The organism is Paenibacillus paeoniae (assembly GCF_003388735.1).
Lineage (GTDB): Bacteria > Bacillota > Bacilli > Paenibacillales > Paenibacillaceae > Pristimantibacillus > Pristimantibacillus paeoniae.
In genome coordinates this window covers 115,680-136,729 of sequence record NZ_QUBQ01000004.1, presented here as the reverse complement: position 1 = coordinate 136,729, position 21,050 = coordinate 115,680, and the positions used below count along the sequence as shown (strand labels likewise).

The window sequence follows — 21,050 nt, the reverse complement described above, 5'->3', positions numbered from 1 at the left end:
CTGGATAAAATTTAAGGTAAGTTAATCCCGAAAAAAAGATTGAAAACGAATGCGTTAATCATTATAGTAATACATATTGTAAGTATATTGGGAATTGTGATGACGTTATGTCTAAAGTGATGATTGTATAGATAGGGTTGGACAGATGGGAGAGAGGCAGCATGACCGAGAATAGAGAGCATGATAATGAGGTTGTAGAGATTGATGAGATTGATCGAAAAATTATTAAAGAGCTGAATCGAAACGGCCGAATCTCCTACACGGATCTTGCCAAGGAAATCGGGCTGTCCCGGGTTGCCGTTCAAGCGAGAGTGAGCGCCTTGATGGAGGCTGGTGTGATTGAGCGGTTCACGGCCGTTATCAACCCCGAGAAAATAGGGATCGGCGTATCGGCTTTTTTCAATGTCGAGGTGGAGCCGAAGCATCTTCATGATGTAGCCGATCAACTGGCGGATGAGCCTTATGTGACAAGCTTGTACCATATGACAGGGCCCAGCAAGCTGCATATGCATGGTTTGTTCCGCAATAACGCGGAGATGGAATATTTCATGCGAGAGAAGCTGTATGTCCTGCCCGGCATTACGGGTGTCGACTGCCAATTGCTTATTAACCGCTACAAGAGCCGCATGGGAATGAGGTTGTAGCTGCTATGGAAGACAAGACAACCGAAGGTAATCCCTATATTCAATTAAGCTGGGCAATGATTAAGACAGGCGTATTGGGTTATGGTGGAGGCCCGTCTGTCATTCCGCTCATCCGATATGAAGCGGTCAAGCAATACAAATGGATGGATGACGACGAGTTTGGAGAAATATTAGCCCTGGCCAATGCGCTGCCAGGGCCTATCGCGACGAAAATGGCTGCTTATCTGGGCTACCGGCTGAAAGGAACGGCCGGCGCCATCATCTCCGTACTTGCGCATATTATCCCCTCCACGATTGCGATGATAGCGCTGTTGTCCGCGGTACAATGGCTTAGCGGCTCGGCTTTTATTCTGGGTATGATTGGCGCCGTCATTCCCGTCATTGCCGTCATGCTGGCAATGATGGCTTATGAATTCGGAGAGCGTGCGGTCAAAGGGTTAGGGAAATGGGCAGGCGGAGCATTTTTTGTCCTGTCCTTCATTTTGCTGCAGCTCATCCAGTTGCACCCGGCTATCGTCATTCTTATCTTCTTGATCTATGGCGCATTCCATATGAGAATGTCCGCCACATGGACGCGCAGACGAGAAGCGAGGCGGGAGAAGAGGGAGCAGGAAGCCCGTCTGAATGAGAAGGGAGGCGGCACACATGGAATGGATTGAGTGGTGGCGTCTGCTGCTTGGCTTCTTTATGGCCAATGTGCTTGGGTATGGTGGAGGACCGGCGTCGATTCCGCTCCTGTATCAAGAGGTCGTGACGAATTACGCTTGGACGTCTCCAGCGGAATTCTCGAACATTTTGGCGCTTGGCAACGCGCTGCCAGGGCCAATTGCGACGAAAATGGCCGCCTTTGTCGGCTATGACGCAGGTGGCTGGATCGGATTGATCGTCGCATTGGCGGCTACGGTTGTGCCTTCTGCTGTGGCGCTTATTATTTTGCTCAATGTGCTGCGCAAATACCGCCAATCGCCCGTCGTTAAAGGGATGACGCTCCTGATTCAGCCGGTCATCGCCGTTCTTATGCTGGTTCTAACCTGGCAGATGGGAGAGAGCGCCATCGATTCGATCGGATGGGTCCAGTCGCTTATCATCGCAGCGGTTGCATTCTGGGCTATGCAAATACGGAAAATTCATCCCGCGTTGGTCATTGTTGCGGCATTCGCTTACGGCGGCTTTATTATTCCTCATTTGAATATGTAACGGAACGGTGACAGTTTTATAGTCACCGTCTTTTTTTGTCACTTTTTCATGATGGATTCGATCATTCAATTTGATGTAAAATACACATATATGAACGATTCAATCACTCTTAGGAGGTATCTTAGATGAAATTGCAATTTCAGGGCAATACAGCAGAGCTACGATCCGGCATCGAGCTGTTGCTGAAGGATCTGGGTGTGACGGAAGCGGAAGGCGGTATTGTCGTATCCGTCGAGCCTTCTGAGAAGGAACTACAGGTAGGTTTGCAAGGAGATAAAGCCTATATTCGTTATGCGGCGAAGCATCAATTTTTCCGCGGACTTGGCTTGCTGTTGCAGAAGGGGAGCGCGGGCGAGTCATTCGAGCTGAACGAAACCCAGCAATTCGATACCATCGGGCCTATGTTCGACCTGTCCCGCAACGGTGTCTTGACTGTAGGGGCCTTCAAATTCATGCTCCGCAAGATGGCGCTCATGGGACTCAATACGGTCATGCTGTATATGGAAGATACGTATGAGATCGAAGGCGAATCTTACTTCGGCTACATGCGCGGCCGTTATTCCGCTGCTGAGCTGAAGGAGATTGACGATTACGCAGATCAGTTCGGTATTGAAGCGTTCCCGAGCATCCAGACGCTCGCACATCTGGAAGAATTCCTGAAGTGGGAGCCAGTGAAGGAATACAAGGACACCAAAGGCGCGCTCCTGGTTGGATCGGAGAAAACAGACCTTCTGGTTGAAAATATGATTAAGAGCGTCACAGCCCCATTCCGCAGCAAAAAAATTCATATCGGCATGGACGAGGCGGAAGAGCTTGGACGCGGCAAATTCCTGGATCATAACGGCCATATGAGCCGTTTCGATATTATGACGCAGCATCTGGACAAAGTGCTTGCGGTAACAAGGCGTCTTGGTCTCAAGTCGCTAATGTGGAGCGACATGTTCTTGAAGCTGGCTTCGGCGAACGGCGAAGACTACTACGGCCATGAGACTCAAATTCCGGAAGAGATGGCGAAGCGCATTCCGAAAGATGTAGATATGGTGTACTGGGATTACAACCATGTCGACAGCCAGGACTATGAGACACTAATCGCAAAACATCGTCCGCTCGGCAACAATCTGGTGTTCGCTGGCGCGGTATGGGTATTTAATACATTTGGCGTTAACTACGGCCTGTCGCTGCCTGCGACGGATACGGCTCTGACCGTGTGCAAGAAGGAAGGCATCAATGAAGTATACGCTACGATGTGGGGCGACGACGGCATGGAGAGCAATCCATACATCGCATTCCTAGGTCTGCAGCTGTATGCGGAGCATGCCTATACGGAAGGATCGCCGGATGAGGCTGTTGTGGCGGAGCGCGTGAAGTTCTGTACGGGTATCGATGCGGATACGTATCTGCAACTGAAGTATCTGGACGAGACGCCGGGCGCGGAGCCGAACAACCAGAAGCAGAGCAACCCGTCGAAGTTCCTGCTGTACCAGGACGTACTTCTAGGCCTGTTCGACAAGCAGATCGAAGGACTTGCGATGAACGAGCACTACGCTGGCGTGGAGCAAAATATTGCAGCGCGACGCAATCCGGAAGCGGAGCTGGACTATCTGTTCGAGGTGCCGCAGAAGCTGGCAGCCGTGCTGAAGGTGAAGAGCGAGATCGGCATCGAGCTGAAGCGTGCGTATGATGCAGGCGACAAAGAGACGCTGAAGCGGATTGCGACGATTACATTGCCGCAAATCTCGCAGGCAGTATCGGAGCTTCGGGCTGCCCATCGCGCGCAATGGCTGAGCATGTTCAAAGTATTCGGCTGGGAAGTAATCGATATCCGCTACGGTGGCGTACTTAGTCGTCTGGATACGGCAAGCATGCGTCTTATCGATTACGTTGAAGGCCGGATTGACCGTGTCGAGGAGCTGGAACAGGAGCGTCTGGTATACAGCACGACCAACCGTTTCAACAATAAGGGAGCCGGCTGGTGCAGCTATTATTACCGAATGGCATCGCCGAATGTATTTTTCCATGTATTAAATCCGTTTTGAATTATTCCCCGTCATCAAGATCGCTGGCAGCTTGCCCATTGGGCAGGCTCCGGCGATTTTTTTTGTCGGGCATCCACCCAATCGTTCCGCCTGCGAGTAAATCTCCACTTGTATACCTATCCATGAATTTCTAGTAAACATATACATAATAGAACTTCGTATTTATTGTAAAAGAGTGGAGGTTGCCTAGTTGGAACAGTATCAAATCGTACCATGGGACGACATGACAGCAGAAGAGTCTTCCGGTCTGAACTTAGAGCAATACGTTCCACCTGAGCTGGAGAAGCTCGCTTATGAAGTATGCAAGTCCTATAACATGGACATTAAAGGCATGACGCTAATTACTTCCAAACCAGACAAAGGCGGAGCAATCTGGCGCATTGACACTAATCATGGGACCCGCAGCTTGAAGGTGCTGCATCGTACGCCTGCAAGAAGTTTATTCAGCGTAGGCGCACAGGAGTATGTGGTGAAGCAAGGCGCACGCGTGCCTGGCATTATTCTGACGAAAGAAGGCAAGAACTCCGTCGTAGCCGGGGGGAAACTGTGGATTGTAACCGACTGGATTGACACGCTGACGCCCGTCGCCAAGATTGATCTGGAGGGCGCGCAGACGCTGTGCCATGGACTCGGAGAATTTCACAAATGGTCGAAGGGCTATGTGCCTCCGCTGGAGGCTGGGAAATCTACTCGTATCTTTAAGTGGGAGAGCCAGTATCAGAAAATCATGACCAAGATCGGCTGGTTCCGACATATCGCAAAGGCTTATCCGGACGCGGCGGCAAGTCCGCAATTGACCTCCGTTCTGGATACGTTCGAGAATCAGGCAAAAGAAATATTTGAGAAATTCCAGGCGTCGGCCTATCAGAAAATGATTCGGAAAGGCGAACCTCACTGGGGACTTGCCCATCAGGACTATGGCTGGTCCAACGGCCAGATGGGTCCGGGAGGCATCTGGGTCATCGATCTGGACGGAGTGGCATTCGACCTCCCCATCCGCGATCTTCGCAAAATTATTACAAGCACAATGGACGATATGGGCGCTTGGGATCTGGCCTGGATTCGCGGCGTTATCGACTCCTATCATCGTGCCAATCCGCTTGATCGGGAGACGTTCGAGCTGTTATGGATCGACATGGCGTTTCCTAATGAGTTTTACAAGCATGTAAAAGAAGTCGTGTTCCGCCCCGTTGAATTTATGGATTTGGAATTAGGGCCGATTCTGGACCGGGTTACCGCGACCGAGGCGAACAAATGGGAAGTGCTTCGGGAGCTGGAGAAGGATAAGTCCAAATATCCGGAAGGCGACTACACGGAGATCGTAACGGCACCAAGTCAGCCGTACACGTACCGGGATTACGCCAAGAAGGGACGCCGCGTAGACGGTGCCCGTCCGGTGGAAGCCGCAAAGGGCGGAGCAAACATTATCCGCTTGGTTGTCGGACCGGATGGCAAGGGCATCTTGCTGATGCCTGGCGTAGAGCCGGGAGATGTTCGCAAGGGCAAGCGTTCGAAGCGCGACTCGGATCCATTCGCGAGCAAACAGCCTAAGAAGCTGCGCAGTGAGAAGAAAGAGAAACGGAAAGAGAAGAAACGCAAATACGAAGAGCCGAATCTCATCTTACTGCCAGTTGAAAAGCCGAAGAAAACAAAAGTTCCAAAAGCACTAAAAGTTCCAAAAGCACCAAAAGCACCAAAAGCACTAAAAGTTCCAAAAGCACCAAAAGCACTAAAAGCTCCAAAAGCACTGAAAGCCCCGAAAGCTGTAAAAGTTCCGAAAGCACTGAAAGCTCCAAAATTCGAAAAGCCCGTCTTGGCCAAACCATCTAAAGGGAAACCTTCGAAGGCGCTGGTGCCTCAGGAGGCGAAGCAGGAACGAGTCTCTCGTTCGCATGTGAAATGGCCGACAGAAGAAGACATCCGCAGGTTGAGGACGGAACCGGCCAGAAGAGCCGCCAGAAAACTGATGGTACCCGTGAAACCGACCGGCAAGAAAAAATCAGCTCAAGCATCTCCATCCAAAACGAAAAAAGGCGCTATCGGCAAAGGGACGTTCGCGGCTCAAAGAACATCGCTTAAGAAGGCTAAGGTCAGAGCCTATATTCTCGCTTACCGGAGAAGCGAAGTGTTGAGGGAGAGTACGCCATGAATATATTATTGATATGCACAGAGAAGCTTCCGGTGCCTAATATACGGGGTGGAGCCATTCAAACTTATATCGGTGGCGTCGTTCCTTTGCTAACCCGCAGTCACAAGATTACCATTATTGGTCGTACGGACCCTGAATTGTCGGAAGATGAGACAGTGAACGGCGTGCGTTATCTGAGGTTTGATTCCCAAGGCGTGCTCGACATCTATATGAGTAATGTAATCCCCTACTTGGAAGCGAGTACGGAGGAATTTGATCTGATTCATATTTTCAACCGTCCCAAAATGGTGCTTCCCGTCGCCTCCGTAAAGCCGAATGCGCGTATCGTGCTGAGTATGCATAACGATATGTTCAATCCGCTAAAGCTGAACAAGGAAGAGGGAGACGCCGTCATAGAGCGTGTCGAGGCGATTGTTACGATCAGCAATTATATCGGCGCGGCGATCTGCAAGGACTATCCGCAGGCGGAGCCTAAGATTCGAACGATCTATTCCGGCGTTGATCTGTCGAAGTTCGCTCCTTGGAAACAGTCGCAGGCAGCGCTGAGGGAACGGGACAGTATTCGCAATGAGCATAAGCTAGGCAATAAAAAAGTGATATTGTTCGTGGGCAGGCTGTCGCGGAACAAGGGCCCTCACGTATTGGTCCGAGCGATGTCGCAGCTGCGTCATAACGATGCTGTACTCGTTATTGTGGGTGCGGCTTGGTACAGCGATGACCGAATCAGTGACTATATCGCCTATCTGCGTGCTTTGGCGGAGAAATCACCGATTCAGGTTATGACGACGGGTTATGTGCAGGCACATGATGTGCATAAATGGTTTTGTGCGGCTGACGTATTTGTCTGTACGTCGATTTGGGAGGAGCCGCTGGCACGTGTCCACTATGAAGCTATGGCAGCAGGATTACCGCTGATTACGACAGCAAGGGGCGGCAATCCAGAGATTATCCGTGGCAATAACGGCATTATTATTCAAAATCCGGAGGACCCGGCTGAATATGCGTCTAATTTGAACAGTATGTTGTCCAATGTCGGCAATGCCCGCGAGATGGGATTGCATGGACGCAAGCTGGTCGAGAACCATTTCACCTGGAACCACGTAGCGGGACAAATATTGGAGGTGTGGGATAAGCAACCGGTCATTGAGGATCCTACACCCGAATAAGTCCCTCTCCATTGTCACGTATAGATAGGAATGACCCCTTGCATTGGGCGAGGGGTCATTTGTCTGCTATTTAATGCCGCCGCTGATGAGCCCATGGCAAATACCGAGCAGAGGTCTAAGTCAGAAAGACCAAATCTCTGTATCGCAGTAATCGGCGAGGCCACCAACCAAAGCGGAGAATTGTAGCTTAAACACCACTGTATGAAGCAAAAAACCCTGCTGAGTGGCAGGGTTCGGCACCATGTGTTAGTCCTCGTCGTCATCATCGTCGTCATCATCGTCGTCATCATCGTCGTCATCATCGTCGTCATCATCGTCATCATCGTCGTCATCATCGTCATCATCGTCGTCATCATCGTCGTCGTCATCGTCATCATCGTCATCGTCGTCGTCATCGTCGTCATCGTCGTCGTCATCGTCGTCGTCATCGTCGTCGTCATCATCGTCGTCGTCATCATCGTCGTCGTCATCGTCATCATAGTCATCATCGATCGACCGAACGTATACCTCGTCGTCATCATTGTCCTCGTCATCATCATCGTTTTCTTCATCAAGGACGAACTGTACCTCGGCTACATCCCCCCATTTTATGGAGCTTAGCAGGCTTTTAATAGCGGATTCGCTGCCGTTTTTGCCTTCGAGTGAATATTCTTCCGAGTCGCCGTTGCCGTATTCAATGACAAGCTGTGAGACTTCTTTTGATTTTAAAACGTTTTTGACTTGCTTTAGAATGGACAAGAATGGATCCCTCCGTCTGCTTCATATTTTCAAGCTAGTATATTGTATAAGGGGGAGGTATCATTGGCGTGGGTGGATGAAGCGGGGTAACCGCATGTTTTTGCTAGATTAATGTAAAGAAAAAATAAATGAAATCACATATTGACTCTCACGTTGCGTGATACTTTAAAGTAAAGGCTGCAAGGGGGCAAGTCGCTATGAAGGTAAAAGAAGTTGCGAAGCTGGCTGGAGTCAGTGTGCGCACACTGCATCATTATGATGAGATCGGCTTGCTTATTCCAGATCAGCTCACCGAATCCGGCTACCGGGTTTATTCGGAACAGAATTTGGAGCAATTGCAGCAAATTTTATTTTTTCGCGAGCTTGGCTTTCCTTTGAAAAAAATAAAGGAAATCGTCACAAGCCCGGACTTCGACCGGCTGGAGGCGCTTAAGCTTCATGAGGAAATGCTGGTGGAGAAGAAGAAGCACATCGATACGTTGCTTCAGACCGTGGCGAAGACGATCCAACATGCGAGGGGAGAGGTTCATATGTCGCATAAAGAGACATTTCAAGGCTTTGATTTCAGCAGTAATCCCTACGAGCAGGAGGCGCGTGAGCGCTGGGGAGATCAAGCGGTCGACGAGTCGAACGCCAAGGTGGCTAAGATGAAGAAGAACGGACAAATGGAAAAATTCCAAGAGGATATGAATGGACTGTATGCGAGGTTGGCAGAACTCCGTCACACCGATCCGGCTTCGGAAGACGCACAGGCGGCCATCGGAGAATGGTATCGTATGCTTAGCCAGATGGGGAGCTATTCGGCTGAAGCTTTCAAGGGCCTTGGACAAATGTATGTTGCTGATGAGCGGTTTACGAAAAACATCGATAATTTCGGTGAAGGTCTCGCTGTATTCATGCGGGATGCCATGGCAATCTATGCCGATCAGCTTCCAAAATAGCTGCTGAAATTCAAAGGCAGCAGGAGAGGGAAATCCCTTTTCTGCTGCTTTTCTTTTCGAAAGGTCTCGTCCTGCGTGCTGGCTTTGCTCCAAAGAAATTTCCGATTTATAGAATGCCGCGTTGGGATCAGACGACGTGGCGCATACCGGGCCTTTACTTTTGGGATGGGCGACACTACGATGTAGGTGGGTATTGCGCTTGAATGTTTCTATCCTTCAACAGACGGAGGCCGTATGCGAATAACGAGGAAGATAGCGGATATGATCGTCAACAAGACAAGGGACCTGACACAGCTGAATATGAATGTGATGGACAAGCACGGCACCATTATTAGCTCGAGCGACTCCAGTCGGATTGGCATGCTTCATGAGGGCGCAGTTCAGGTTGTGCGCACCGGAGAAGAAGTGATGATTACCAGAGAGCAAGCTTCAAGGTGGTCTGGAAGCAAGCCGGGAATTAATATGCCGATCTATTTTCATGCGGAGGTTGTTGGGGTGATTGGTATTTCCGGTCAGGAGTCAGAAGTGATTCCATTCGGCCGAGCCGTGCGCATGATGACCGAGTTGCTGCTCCATCAATCTTATTTGACGGAACAGGTGGAGATGAAGGAACGCTCCAAGATGTATTTGGTGCAAGAGCTCATTGCGGCGATTGATCCGGCAGCCAAGGACGGACTCTATACAAGAGGTGAGCTTCTGGGGGTGGACTTGCGTTTGCCGCGCGTCTTGATGATTATTCAAATGGATCAGTTGGAGAATTCAACCGATTATGAGATCCGCTTCAAGGACGTTGCTGCGTTATTTCCCAACCCGCAGGAAACACTTATCGCACAGTTGGGACGCGGACGCTGGATGGTGCTTGCGGATACGACGGTATACAGGACGAACCGTCATGCCAAAAGCGCGTTAATGGACATTGCGGGCAAGCTGCATCTGCTGTTGTCTGATTGGTTTCGGAACACCTCGTACATTGCTGTGGGCAGGGTTTGCCCGGATATTGCGCTCATTAGCGCCTCTTTTCATGAGACGGTCAGTATGCTGGAGATTGCAAAGAAAGCAGATAAAGAGGAGGCTGTCTTCCATGTTGAGGACGCGGCACTGGAGCTGGTGCTGGCTGAGGTGTCGGAGACAACGGCGCGTCAATTGATTGCTCGCGTGCTGGGAGAGTTGATTGAACATCCGGCATTAATGGAGACGCTGCATGCTTTTTACCGAAATAACATGAATCTCAACGAAACAGCCGGCGTGCTTGGCATTCATCGCAACACGCTGTTGTACCGGCTTGATCGAGCAGCAACATTCATGGGAGAGGACCCGCGGCAATTTCAGCAAGGGATGCGCATTCAACTTGGGTTGATGCTGCACAGCATTCATGATGGAACAGAAAGATAAGGAAATAAACGAGGCAGTTTGTTATAACCACACAAGAAAGCGCTTTATATAAAGCGCTTTCTTGTTCGTTTTGAACATTGTTACAGCTGGCATGAGTCTCCTATAATGAATGACAGATACACGAAACTTAGCATACTAAGGGTACTGAACGAGGACGATTGGCGGCATGAAGGAGGTTTTTGGGCATGTATATAGTGATTGCTCCCGATTCATTCAAGGGAAGTTTGTCGGCCAAGGAAGCAGGATTGGCTATAGAGAGAGGGATTAGGCGGACATACCCTGAAAGCGCTGTCAAGATTGTGCCGATGGCGGATGGGGGCGAAGGCACGATGGAATGTCTAATCGATGCTACAAACGGGAAGTTCGTTACGAGACATGTTCTGAATCCGCTGGGACGAGACATCCAGTCCGGATTCGGCATTCTCGGCAATGGCACCACTTGTATTATCGAGATGGCCATGTCATCCGGTTTGTATCTGATCGAAAGCCATGAACGAAATCCGCTGAAAACGACAACGTACGGATTTGGCCAATTAATCAAGGCTGCACTGGATCAAGGCTGCCGGGAATTGATATTGGCCGTTGGCGGAAGCGCGACCAATGACGGCGGAGCAGGCATGCTGCAAGCTTTGGGGGCGAAGCTGCTCGGAGCGAATGGAGAAGAGATTGGTTTCGGTGGCGGAGAGTTGTCGAAGCTCCATAGCGTGCAGACGGAGGGTATGGATTCGAGGCTTAAAGAATGCGAGTTCATTATCGCCTGCGATGTAGATAATCCCTTTATAGGTCCGAAGGGAGCATCGGCTGTATTCGGCCCGCAGAAGGGCGCTACACCGGAGATGGTGAAGCAATTGGATGAGAACTTGAAGCATTTTGCGGATGTTATTGAACAATCGCTGGGAACGGCTATTCATCATATTCCCGGCACGGGTGCGGCAGGTGGGTTGGCGGGTGGTATTCTCGCCTTCTTGAATGGCAAGCTGGAGTCCGGCGTCTCCATTGTGGCGCGTGTGGTCGGTCTGGAGGAGTCCATGCAGGGAGCCGACTTGGTGATTACAGGGGAAGGGCGAGTTGATGCTCAAACTGTCAGCGGCAAGACGCCATACGGTGTCGCCAAGATTGCCCAATCTCATGGCGTGCCCGTTATTATACTGGCAGGCTCGGTGGGTGAGGGAGTGGACGCCCTATATGAGCATGGCGTGTCAGCGGTGCTTAGCATCGTGAACCGGCCCATGACGCTGGAGGAGGCGATGGCTCATACGGGTCCGCTGCTTGAAGAAGCGGCCGAGCAAGTGATTCGAATCATTCATACGAAAGTTTAGGAGGATGAATATGAATCTTAGCGCAGAAGTGATTCAATTAGGACCCATTATAGTAGGTCTATTGTTCGCCTGTATCATCTTTATCGTATTTGCCACGGCGAAGTGGAAGCTACATCCGTTCATGTCGATCATAGCAGCAACTTACATTTTGGCGCTGGGCACGAATTTGATTGGCAAGCTGTCAGGACAGTCGGCACCGATTATTGCCGATATCGGTTCAACGATCACCTCCGGCTTTGGCAGTATTATTGCGAGCATTGGACTTGTTATCATTTTCGGTACCATTATCGGAAAAGTGCTGGAGAAGACTGGAGCCGCGATCAAAATGGCCGAGGTTGTCCTAAGACTGCTCGGCGACCGCCATCCTGCTATTGCGATGTCAATCATCGGCTGGATTGTATCGCTTCCGGTATTTTGCGATTCCGGATACGTCATCCTGTCATCGCTCAAAAAATCCTTGGCGAAGCGGACCGGCGTCAGTGTCGTTACTCTTTCCGTAGCTTTATCCACCGGTCTGTACGCGACGCATACGCTTGTCCCGCCGACACCGGGTCCAATCGCGGCTGCTTCCAATGTGGGCATCGGTCCTGCAGGTTTGTTCTGGGTCATTGTAGTTGGCATTATTGTCTCAATTCCTGTCGCCTTGGCGGGGCATATCTGGGCGCGGACGGTAGCGAGCAAGCTGCCTTCCACATTAGAGGAAGCAACTGAGACATTTGAGGAGTATAAGGAGAAGTTCGGCAAATTGCCTTCGGCATGGGCTGCGTTCGGCCCGATTATCGTTCCAATCGTTTTGCTGGCTGCGGCTTCCATTGCGAATTTGCCAATTGGGACAGATGCCGACGGCAACCAGCTGCTGCTGGTAAGCGGGTTCGCCCATACGCTCCTTACGTTCCTGGGCACACCGGTCAATGCATTGTTCATAGGTGTGCTGCTGGCAATTTTCACATTGCTGCCGAAACGCGATGAGGAGAATCTAACGAAGCTGATGGGAGCGGGCTTGGTCGATGCCGCTATTATCATTATGATTACAGGCGCTGGGGGAGCGCTCGGAGCGGTTATTAAAGCGACTCCGATTGCCGATTATGTGAAGTCGATGGTTGCGGACAATACAGCGTTCGTAGGAGTGGGCGCGCTGCTACTGGCATTTGTCATTGCTGCGATTCTGAAGACGGCGCAAGGCAGCACGACAGCGGCGCTGATCATTACGTCGACGATTATGTACCCATTGATGCCATCCCTCGGATTGATGGAGATGATGGGTTCGGTGCCAATTGGACAAATTTTGACGGTGATGGCGATTGGCGCGGGATCGATGGCGGTCAGCCACGTCAATGATTCGTACTTCTGGGTAGTGTCGCAGTTCTCCGGCATGAACTTGAAGACGGCGTACAAGGCGCAAACCATGGCTACTTTAGTTCAAGGGATTACTGGTATTATCGTCGTATGTATTCTAGGCGCGATCTTCCTGTAAGGTGCAACTTAACGAAGCAATGGTGCTACTAGTGTCTATAAGTCGGTGCAGCGACTTATATAGGGCAACGGTGCCTGGCCAGTGTCAGTAAGTCGGTGTGACCGACCTAAATGGAGCAAGCGAGCATGGCTAGCGGCAATAAGTCGGTGTAACCGACTTACATGAGGCAACCGAGCTCCGTTAGTGGCATTAAGTCGGTGTGACCGACCTAAATGGAGCAACCGAGCTCCGCTAGTGGCAGTAAGTCGGTGTGACCGACTTACATGAGGCAACCGAGCTCCGCTAGTGTCAGTAAGTCGGTGTAACCGACTTACATGAGGCAACCGAGCTCCGCTAGTGTCAGTAAGTCGGTGTGACCGACCTAAAAGGAGCAAGCGAGCTTGGCTAGCGGCAGTAAGTCGGTGTGACCGACCTAAATGGAGCAAGCGAGCTTGGCTAGCGGCAATAAGTCGGTGTGACCGACCTAAATGGAGCAAGCGAGCTCCGCTAGTGGCAGTAAGTCGGTGTAACCGATTTACATGAGGCACCCGAGCTCCGCTAGTGTCAGTAAGTCGGTGTGACCGACTTAAATGGAGCAACCGAGCTCGCTCACTCCATGTAAGTCGGTGCAGCGGAATTAAAAACCGACAGCACCAGGCTGTCAGCAATACGTAAGAGGCCGAGGGGTTGCCCCTCGGCCTCTTTGCGCTTGTCAGACGGTGCGCAACCGAAACCAATATATGAATGTCGCGTAGGAAAGAGCAAGAACGGAACAGAAGATAGGATGACGTGTGCAGATGTTAGGAGACGTCGAGCAGCGTATCTTCTGGCGCCGGCAGTCCCAGTTCCTGATAGGCCAGCAAGACAGCTCCCGCGACGGGAGACAGTCCGGACTTCACGGGGAAGTACTGCTTATTGCTGCTCTGAGTCAGTCCCTCAGACAGCAGCCTGGATACATAAGCGCTGCTGATGACACTGCCGGTATAGGCGACCGCTACTGTGTCGCTCTCGAAAAAGGAGCCAATCATTTCAATACCGACTTTGAGTTGACGAACAGCACGATCGCATACGGCGATTGCAATTGCGCTGCCGCCTTCTGCTGCTTCGGTAACAATGGGGGCGAACTGTCCGAACAGCTTATCCCGTTCCATGCTGTCGGAATGGAAGCCTTGGCGTCCGATCACTGCCAGTTTTTGAAGATCGGTTGCGTCCCAGTGTCGGAGCATGGATTGAACCAACGCTTTATCCGAGGCTCCGGCATGGCCGGCAAGCACTTCATAGATGGCGTCATAAGCAAGAAAGCGCGCTGCGCTGAACGAATAATGGTGAAAGTCATAGTTGCGGATTTGCTCCTGCAATTCGTTAATTCCCAAAATGATAGACCCGGTGCCGGAGATGGCGACGATACCCGGCTTGGCCCTCAATGCTCCAGCGTGTGCTGCAACGGCATCATTCACATGCAGCTTGCGGCAGTGCAGTCCGGGAAGCGCGGTCAGCTCGGATACCCAAGCTAGGTCCTCCGGTTTATCATAGCCGGCGATGCCTGCGGCGACACAGCGTACGTCTTCGGGACGTACACCTGCAATCTCCAGCGCACCTGCGATGCTGTTTCGAACGTTATGAACAGCGTTAGAATCCTTATATATGGATGCAGCGCAAGGATTGTTCAGATAGGCTAATTGACGTCCTTCCAGATCACATACCAATACACGGGTATGCGAGCCGCCTCCGTCAATGCCAATAACAACAGGTGTAGTCATATGCAGCAATGAACCTCCCTTGAATGGTGCGAATGATGAATCTCGCATCTTCTCCAATTTTTAATATAGGGTAATCATAGCATAATTTGGATGATCGTCCATATCGGTTCAACCAAGAAATGAATGGGGATCGCACAGGAGCGTTGTCCGTCTTGAGGAGGTATTTCTGATGAACAAAATGCAACGAATGCTGTCCATCTTGATCGCAATATCCCTGCTATTGGTAGCCTGCTCGGGCCCTTCCGCAGAGGAAAAGGACGCCAAGGCTAAGGAGCTTATTACGGAATACAGTAAGACTCTGATGGAAGTGAAGGATTATAGAGAATTGGACATCCAAGAGGATTCCTTTGTCATCGATCAGATAAACAGAATCAAACCTTATTTCTCCAAAGCAGGTTTCGAGGCGCGTCGCACAAACGATATGATGGTTTTAATCCTCGCTGCAGAACATCAGCGGAATATCGAGCTTGGCGAAGTTGAATTGAAGTCAATGGAAGCGGAAAGTGATAGATTCGATTACGAATACCGGATACCGGTACGTATTAAAGATGAAGCGGGCGAGCTGCTGGGTGAGCATGAGTATCAAGGGCAAGTGAAACTAGTTGAGGAAAATGGACGATTGATCATTGAAAAAGAATGGAGCAGGCCTCTTAAACCAAGGATATGGTAGCTGTCCGTTGATTTCCAGTGCTGTCTGCCTAAGGTTTATTGTAACCATTTTCTAGTAAGAAACGTCTATATGAAAAAGGGAAGCAGGAGGGACGGTTATGACAGGAGAGAGGCATCGGGCGTTTCAAAAAGCGGTAAGGATACTCATGGCGGCGGTCATCGCCGTTACGGTAGCAGGTTGTCAGCAGGGATCGCCGAACGATGTTGCAGAGACAGGTTCTTCAGAGCCATCGTCGCCCTCTACTCCGTTAACGTTCGAGATCGACGTCACCACGCCACATCCGTCGCAAGACCCGACAGTATTGCCGTCAACTGCAGAGCTATCAACACTGGTTGATGACGGGCAGTCTGGAAGCGAGATGGAGCGGCCTCATTGGCTCCGGGATGCGACATTCGAGAATGAGTATGCGAAGATCCTGCATGAGCTTGAATACGAGACGCTGATGATTCTGGTTCAAGCAGCAGAGACAAGATTGTTCCATAAGGAAGAGGCTCCGACATTTGAAGAGTTGAAGTCTCCATTGCTGAAGTACAACATGGAGCAGAGACTGGACCCATGGCAAATGATTTACGAAAATGATCCGGGCTGGCTGCTAGAGCCTAGCGAACTGTTGTACGCAGTGAATATGTATGAGCCAAGTCTGGAGCTGTCCAGGGACGATGAAGATAAAGTACGGCTGAACTTCAAGACATTCGGCCACTCTTACCAGCCGTATACCGTATCCAGACATATGGAGATCGAACTGCTGCGTTCGGGAGAGAGCTGGCGAATCGGCGATATTAAGAGCCGGGCAGCTCAGTATGCCTTTACGAAAGAAGATGCCGAGCACATTCTAATGTCCATTAATGAAAATCTCAGCTATGTCGGAGATGATGAGACGCATTATCTGTTTCAGGACGAACTAGGGCGAGGTTATGTTTTTCATAAACAAAACGGATATTATACCGCCATCGATAACACCTAAAGGATGAATCAGGAAGAAAGGGCTCCCGTCGGGAGCCCTTTCTTCCTGTGCGCGAACCTTAGAATGTCAGCAACCCCATCGCCCGTTTGGCCGCGTCCAGTGTTTTGTGCGCTTCCTCGGAGGCTTTGCGTGCGCCGTCCTTGAGAATGCGGTCCAACTCTTCGGAATGGACGAGCTCATGATATCTTTCTTGAAGCGGAGTCAGCTTCTGGATGACAGCTTCAGCCAGATCCTTCTTGAAGGCGCCGTAACCTTGACCTTCATAACGCTTCTCGATTACGGGAATCTCTTCATCGGAGAAGACGGAATAGATTTCAATCAGATTGCTGACGGCCGGCTTGTTATCCCAGTCGTAGCGGACGCTCATATCGGAGTCCGTCACCGCTTTGGAGAACTTCTTGCGAATGGCGGCAGGTGTGTCCAGAAGAAGGACGTAGCTGTTCTGGTTCGGATTGCTTTTGCTCATTTTTTTCGAAGGATCGTCGAGTCCCATCACTCGGGCTCCAACTTCCTGAATGACCGGCTCCGGCAAAATGAATGTTTTGCCAAAGCGGTTATTGAATCGGGTTGCCAGATCGCGCGTCAGTTCCAGATGCTGCTTCTGGTCTTCACCGACAGGAACATGCGTCGCCTGGTAGAGCAGAATGTCTGCTGCCATCAACGCAGGATACGTGAACAGGGCGGAGCTGACAGCGTCTTTGCCGTCCGATTTCTCCTTGAATTGAGTCATGCGGCTCATCTCGCCGAAGTAAGCCTGCGTCTCCATAATCCATCCCAGCTCGACATGAGCAGGCACATGCGACTGCATGAAGATGGTGTTGCGTACAGGATCTACTCCTGCGGCAATGTACAGCGCAGCGATCTGACGGGAACGCTCGCGCAGCTCCTTAGGGTCTTGCGGAACGGTAATGGCATGCAGGTCGGGCACGAAGAAGTAACCCTCGTACTCCTCTTGAAGCTTCACGAACTGCTGAAGCGCTCCTACATAACCTCCAATGTTAAGATCACCGCTTGGCTTGATGCCGGATAAGATACGTTTGCTCATCTGAAACTCCTCTTTTCTCCAATAGTTTGAACAGATTGGGGAACCAAGGCAATAAAAAAACGCCCGTCCCCCTGCAAGGGACGAAGCGTTAAACTCCGCGATACCACCCGAATTCGGCCATTGGCCGCTCTTAGCCATGAACGGAGCAATAAGCGCGTTGCCGCGTCCCTTGCATACTTTCGATCATGTCTCCCTGAATAACGGGGGGAGAGTCCGTCAAAGCCTACTGACTTAAGCCATTCCGAGGCCCCAGTGTTCGGTTTGAAGCGATGGGATCCATTCGCCGAATGCGGATGCGCCGGACCTTTCACCAATCGCCGGCTCGCTATAAGCATACGCTTTATCGGGTACTACTTCCCATCTTGGCTGTAGTTGTATATTTCAAGTATTGATTATAAGAATAGCGGGAAACAAGAATGGAGTCAAGCGGGTGCAAACGGATTTTGTGCTTGAAGAAAATGTCTAAAATTGTCTAATCATGTTCATAATGGACTATTAGCATACAACCTCGAGGGTGATTCGTGATGAAGGAAAAAAAGGAAAAACAGCCCCAGACCTCCAGTCAGAATCTTAAGGAACAAGCGTTAAAAGAGAAATCGATTATGGCCAGCCTTCCAGATAACTTGGAGCTGATCAGACAGCAGCTTGGCAACAGCTCTGACATTGTTATCCGCCAAGTAGGGCTGCCGGGCGAAATCGCATGGGCCGTCGTATATACGGACGGCTTGGCGGACAAGCAATTGGTGTCCGAATTTATATTGGAATCAGCTATGCTCCATGATCGAGTGAAGGAAGAGAGCAAGCATGACCCTGCCTCTATCAGTCCCCAATTGTTGGCGAGTAACGTACTAGCGATTGGCGAGACGAAAGAAATTTCGAACTTCGGTCAGCTATTCACCTCGTTGCTGTCTGGTGAATCCGTGGTGCTTGTAGACGGCCACGCCGCTGCTATTACAGCAGGAACGAGAGGCTGGAGAGACCGCGGAATTAGCGAGACGTTGACGGAGACAGTGGTAAGGGGCCCCAAAGAGGCCTTTACCGAGACGCTTCGTACGAATACGGCAATGATCCGCAGGAAAATCAAAGACCCGAATTTATGGCTGGAAACTCGTCAGATCGGGCGCGTAACAGGGACTGAGGTGTCTGTTATGTTCATCAAAGGCATCGCAGAAGACAAAGTAGTGGAAGAGGTTCGTATCCGGCTTGAACGTATTGATATCGACGGCATATTGGAGAGCGGCTATATCGAGGAACTGATACAGGATGAGACGTATACGCCGTTCCCGACGATCTATAATAGCGAGCGTCCGGATGTGGTTGCTGCGGAGCTGCTGGAGGGCAAGATTGCCATCTTGGTGGACGGAACGCCGATGGTGCTTATTGTGCCCGCCTTATTTGTTTCTTTTCTTCATTCGGCAGAGGATTATTATCATCGGTTCGATATTAGCACCTTGATCCGGATTTTGCGGTATATCGGCGTATTTATCGCGTTGTTTGGACCGTCCCTTTATGTGGCGATAACGACCTATCATCAAGAGATGATTCCGACTCAGCTGCTATACAGCTTGGCGGCACAAAGGGAAGGGATACCGTTCCCGGCTTTCATCGAGGCGATCATGATGGAAGTGGCTTTCGAAATATTGCGGGAGGCAGGCCTTCGGATGCCGCGATCCATCGGCCCTGCGGTCTCTATCGTTGGCACTTTGGTCATCGGTCAGGCAGCCGTCGAGGCAGGGATTATATCCGCGGCTATGGTTATCGTGGTTTCGACGACTGCCATTGCCAGTTTTGTATTCCCGTCATACAGCTTGGCTAATACGATGCGGATGCTGCGATTCCCGCTAATGGGGCTTGCGGCAACCTTTGGATTGTATGGCATTATCATCGGTACGTTCGCTATTGTGCTGCATGTCAGCAGTTTGCGCTCCTTCGGCGTACCGTATATGGGCCCGTTCGCCCCGCTTATTATAAGCGATCAAAAGGATGCCATATTTCGAATGCCTCACTGGGCGCAAGTTACCCGTCCTAAGCTTATGAATCGGAACAACAAGAGACGCCAGCAGAAGCCAGCGTCGGCAAAGCCCAAACCTTGAACGCCATTATCGATTGTAAGGAGGAAAGAGGCAGTGGCACGAAAAGCGATATGGCTCTTTGTCCTTTTACTCATTCTGACTCCACTGCTGTCAGGCTGCTGGAATCGTCGCGAATTGAACGATCTTGCCATTGTCGCTGCAGTTGGTATAGATACGGTCAAGGGCAAATATTTGGTTACGGTTCAGGTCGTCGATCCCGGCGAGGTAGCGTCGCGCCGCGGCAGCATCGGGCTATCGCCGGTGACGACTTATCATGAGACTGGAGATACGGTATTCGAGGCGATCAGGAAGATGACAACGGTGACGCCGCGCAAGCTGTACTTCTCTCATCTGAGAATATTTGTGATCGGGGAGGAACTAGCCAGGAAAGGCATGGGTGAGGTGCTGGACTTGATGTCACGGGATCAGGAGGGGCGCACAGATTTCTATATTGTTGTCGCCAAGGATACGACGGCGCAACAGGTGTTGAATATTTTGACACCAATCGAAAAGATTCCGGCATCCAAATTGTATGCGTCTCTGGAGGTGTCAGCCAAATCATGGGCGCCGACGGTTGCTGTACAGCTGGACGAGCTGATTACCAACATCGTAAGTCCCGGCATTCAGGCTACTCTGACAGGCATTATGATTGATGGAGATCCTGAGATGGGGAGCAAACGGAAAAACATTGAGACTCCGGAAACACCTACCCATATCCAGTACAAAGGCATTGCGATATTCAGAGAAGATAAGCTGGTCGGCTGGATGAATGAGGAGGAAAGCAAGGGCTTTAGCAACATTACGGATCGGCTGCACAGCACCGTAGTTGAAACGACGTGCCCCAAGGGGGGAAAGCTCGCCATCGAGGTCATCCGCTCTAAGGCTGCTATCAAAGCTAAAGTGAAGAACGGACAACCGGAGGCAGAGGTAGTTATGTATACGGAAGCCAACGTTGCGGACGTCGAGTGTAAAGTCAAGCTGACCACATCCCAAACGTTGTACGAGATCGAAAAGGCTGCCGAAGCTGTCATGCAGAAGCATGCTGAGCGTGCCGTATTGAAAGCGCAGAAGATGAAGTGCGATGTGTTCGGATTCGGAGACGCTGTGCACCGGGCTGCGCCGGGCTACTGGAGGGGAAACAAGGAGCACTGGGATGAACAGTTCTCCAAGATGAAGATCCGGTTCAATGTTGATGTGAAAATCAGGCGAATCGGAACAATTGGCGAATCATTTTTGAACGACCTAAAGGAGTAGATGGCTATGCTCTCCATTACGGGCATCCTGTTGACAGCTGTGACGATTGCGATGTTGGAAGTACCTGCCCTATGGAAGAAACGTCTGAAGAAGGAGCTGGTTCTCTTCTCGATGATTTTATTGCTCGCTACAGGGATTGGCATAGTTCAAAGCATGCATATTCCGCTTCCGAATCCGCTCGACTGGGTCTCAAGCGTGTACGGGCCAATCGGACGGCTGTTGGATAGCGTGCTGAATTAACAGGGGATGA

18 protein-coding genes are annotated in these 21,050 nt (G+C 50.8%); 16 read left to right on the top strand and 2 right to left on the bottom strand.

Going from position 1 to position 21,050, the window contains the following annotated elements; translation table 11 throughout:
* Window positions 1–161 precede the first annotated feature (161 nt).
* From DX130_RS19010 to DX130_RS18955, 11 genes are all read left to right on the top strand, one after another.
* The gene (locus tag DX130_RS19010) at window positions 162–644 is read left to right on the top strand and encodes a chromate efflux transcriptional regulator ChrS (RefSeq protein ID WP_116048067.1); all 483 of its coding nucleotides are present in this window, start codon (window positions 162–164) and stop codon (window positions 642–644) included.
* A 5-nt stretch (window positions 645–649) separates the two neighbouring features.
* Window positions 650–1,303, top strand: coding sequence for a chromate efflux transporter ChrB (locus DX130_RS19005; RefSeq protein ID WP_116048066.1), 654 nt, complete (start codon window positions 650–652; stop codon window positions 1,301–1,303).
* Window positions 1,290–1,841 carry a chromate efflux transporter ChrA gene (locus DX130_RS19000; protein WP_116048064.1) on the top strand — a complete coding sequence of 184 codons (552 nt, stop codon included), beginning with the start codon at window positions 1,290–1,292 and terminating at the stop codon, window positions 1,839–1,841. Before DX130_RS19005 ends, DX130_RS19000 begins: the two co-directional genes overlap by 14 nt.
* Before the next feature lie 125 nt (window positions 1,842–1,966).
* A complete protein-coding gene (locus DX130_RS18995; protein ID WP_116048062.1) occupies window positions 1,967–3,877 on the top strand; it encodes a beta-N-acetylhexosaminidase in 1,911 nt (636 codons plus the stop codon).
* Window positions 3,878–4,067: 190 nt separating this feature from the next.
* The gene (locus tag DX130_RS26725) at window positions 4,068–6,026 is read left to right on the top strand and encodes a CotS family spore coat protein (protein ID WP_206098857.1); all 1,959 of its coding nucleotides are present in this window, start codon (window positions 4,068–4,070) and stop codon (window positions 6,024–6,026) included.
* Window positions 6,023–7,192, top strand: a complete 1,170-nt coding sequence (locus tag DX130_RS18980; RefSeq protein ID WP_116048061.1) for a glycosyltransferase family 4 protein — start codon at window positions 6,023–6,025, stop codon at window positions 7,190–7,192. Before DX130_RS26725 ends, DX130_RS18980 begins: the two co-directional genes overlap by 4 nt.
* A gap of 243 nt (window positions 7,193–7,435) precedes the next feature.
* Entirely contained in the window at window positions 7,436–7,792 is a 357-nt protein-coding gene (locus tag DX130_RS18975; protein WP_206098856.1) for a hypothetical protein, read from the top strand.
* Window positions 7,793–8,127: 335 nt separating this feature from the next.
* Window positions 8,128–8,871: a MerR family transcriptional regulator gene (locus DX130_RS18970; RefSeq protein ID WP_116048059.1), complete on the top strand. Its 744-nt coding sequence runs from the start codon at window positions 8,128–8,130 to the stop codon at window positions 8,869–8,871.
* A 234-nt stretch (window positions 8,872–9,105) separates the two neighbouring features.
* Window positions 9,106–10,263 (top strand): CdaR family transcriptional regulator, encoded by a 1,158-nt coding sequence (locus tag DX130_RS18965; RefSeq protein ID WP_116048057.1) that lies wholly within the window; start codon window positions 9,106–9,108, stop codon window positions 10,261–10,263.
* A gap of 185 nt (window positions 10,264–10,448) precedes the next feature.
* Window positions 10,449–11,582, top strand: a complete 1,134-nt coding sequence (locus DX130_RS18960; RefSeq protein ID WP_116048055.1) for a glycerate kinase family protein — start codon at window positions 10,449–10,451, stop codon at window positions 11,580–11,582.
* A 46-nt stretch (window positions 11,583–11,628) separates the two neighbouring features.
* Window positions 11,629–13,056, top strand: coding sequence for a GntP family permease (locus DX130_RS18955; protein ID WP_420818544.1), 1,428 nt, complete (start codon window positions 11,629–11,631; stop codon window positions 13,054–13,056).
* A gap of 779 nt (window positions 13,057–13,835) precedes the next feature.
* Here the strand turns inward: DX130_RS18955 and DX130_RS18950 are convergent.
* On the bottom strand, window positions 13,836–14,795 hold the full coding sequence (locus DX130_RS18950; protein ID WP_116048050.1) for an N-acetylglucosamine kinase: 960 nt from the start codon (window positions 14,793–14,795) through the stop codon (window positions 13,836–13,838).
* A 169-nt stretch (window positions 14,796–14,964) separates the two neighbouring features.
* On the opposite strand from DX130_RS18950, the gene DX130_RS18945 reads away from it, so the two are divergent.
* Together DX130_RS18945 and DX130_RS18940 are read left to right on the top strand one after the other, a co-directional pair.
* On the top strand, window positions 14,965–15,465 hold the full coding sequence (locus tag DX130_RS18945; protein ID WP_116048049.1) for a hypothetical protein: 501 nt from the start codon (window positions 14,965–14,967) through the stop codon (window positions 15,463–15,465).
* Window positions 15,466–15,562: 97 nt separating this feature from the next.
* Window positions 15,563–16,429: a hypothetical protein gene (locus tag DX130_RS18940; RefSeq protein WP_116048047.1), complete on the top strand. Its 867-nt coding sequence runs from the start codon at window positions 15,563–15,565 to the stop codon at window positions 16,427–16,429.
* Window positions 16,430–16,487: 58 nt separating this feature from the next.
* Here DX130_RS18940 and trpS read toward each other — a convergent pair whose 3' ends face one another.
* The gene (gene trpS, locus DX130_RS18935) at window positions 16,488–17,474 is read right to left on the bottom strand and encodes a tryptophan--tRNA ligase (protein WP_116048045.1); all 987 of its coding nucleotides are present in this window, start codon (window positions 17,472–17,474) and stop codon (window positions 16,488–16,490) included.
* 524 nt (window positions 17,475–17,998) lie between these two features.
* Between trpS and DX130_RS18930 the strand changes: the two genes are divergently transcribed.
* Genes DX130_RS18930 through DX130_RS18920 form a run of 3 tightly spaced genes read left to right on the top strand, consistent with a single transcriptional unit; the run spans window position 17,999 to window position 21,040 of the window.
* Window positions 17,999–19,567 carry a spore germination protein gene (locus DX130_RS18930; RefSeq protein ID WP_116048043.1) on the top strand — a complete coding sequence of 523 codons (1,569 nt, stop codon included), beginning with the start codon at window positions 17,999–18,001 and terminating at the stop codon, window positions 19,565–19,567.
* 33 nt (window positions 19,568–19,600) lie between these two features.
* A complete protein-coding gene (locus DX130_RS18925) occupies window positions 19,601–20,800 on the top strand; it encodes a Ger(x)C family spore germination protein (RefSeq protein ID WP_116048042.1) in 1,200 nt (399 codons plus the stop codon).
* A gap of 6 nt (window positions 20,801–20,806) precedes the next feature.
* Window positions 20,807–21,040 (top strand): hypothetical protein, encoded by a 234-nt coding sequence (locus tag DX130_RS18920; RefSeq protein WP_116048040.1) that lies wholly within the window; start codon window positions 20,807–20,809, stop codon window positions 21,038–21,040.
* Window positions 21,041–21,050: the final 10 nt, after the last annotated feature.

Excerpts from the sequence above, each read along its gene's own strand:
- DX130_RS19010 (WP_116048067.1), top strand. The coding sequence starts at position 162 with ATGACCGAGAATAGAGAGCATGATAATGAGGTTGTAGAGATTGATGAG.
- DX130_RS19005 (WP_116048066.1), top strand. The coding sequence starts at position 650 with ATGGAAGACAAGACAACCGAAGGTAATCCCTATATTCAATTAAGCTGG.
- DX130_RS19000 (WP_116048064.1), top strand. The coding sequence starts at position 1,290 with ATGGAATGGATTGAGTGGTGGCGTCTGCTGCTTGGCTTCTTTATGGCC.
- DX130_RS18995 (WP_116048062.1), top strand. The coding sequence starts at position 1,967 with ATGAAATTGCAATTTCAGGGCAATACAGCAGAGCTACGATCCGGCATC.
- DX130_RS18980 (WP_116048061.1), top strand. The coding sequence starts at position 6,023 with ATGAATATATTATTGATATGCACAGAGAAGCTTCCGGTGCCTAATATA.
- DX130_RS18970 (WP_116048059.1), top strand. The coding sequence starts at position 8,128 with ATGAAGGTAAAAGAAGTTGCGAAGCTGGCTGGAGTCAGTGTGCGCACA.
- DX130_RS18965 (WP_116048057.1), top strand. The coding sequence starts at position 9,106 with ATGCGAATAACGAGGAAGATAGCGGATATGATCGTCAACAAGACAAGG.
- DX130_RS18960 (WP_116048055.1), top strand. The coding sequence starts at position 10,449 with ATGTATATAGTGATTGCTCCCGATTCATTCAAGGGAAGTTTGTCGGCC.
- DX130_RS18950 (WP_116048050.1), bottom strand. The coding sequence starts at position 14,795 with ATGACTACACCTGTTGTTATTGGCATTGACGGAGGCGGCTCGCATACC.
- DX130_RS18945 (WP_116048049.1), top strand. The coding sequence starts at position 14,965 with ATGAACAAAATGCAACGAATGCTGTCCATCTTGATCGCAATATCCCTG.
- DX130_RS18940 (WP_116048047.1), top strand. The coding sequence starts at position 15,563 with ATGACAGGAGAGAGGCATCGGGCGTTTCAAAAAGCGGTAAGGATACTC.
- trpS (WP_116048045.1), bottom strand. The coding sequence starts at position 17,474 with ATGAGCAAACGTATCTTATCCGGCATCAAGCCAAGCGGTGATCTTAAC.
- DX130_RS18930 (WP_116048043.1), top strand. The coding sequence starts at position 17,999 with ATGAAGGAAAAAAAGGAAAAACAGCCCCAGACCTCCAGTCAGAATCTT.
- DX130_RS18920 (WP_116048040.1), top strand. The coding sequence starts at position 20,807 with ATGCTCTCCATTACGGGCATCCTGTTGACAGCTGTGACGATTGCGATG.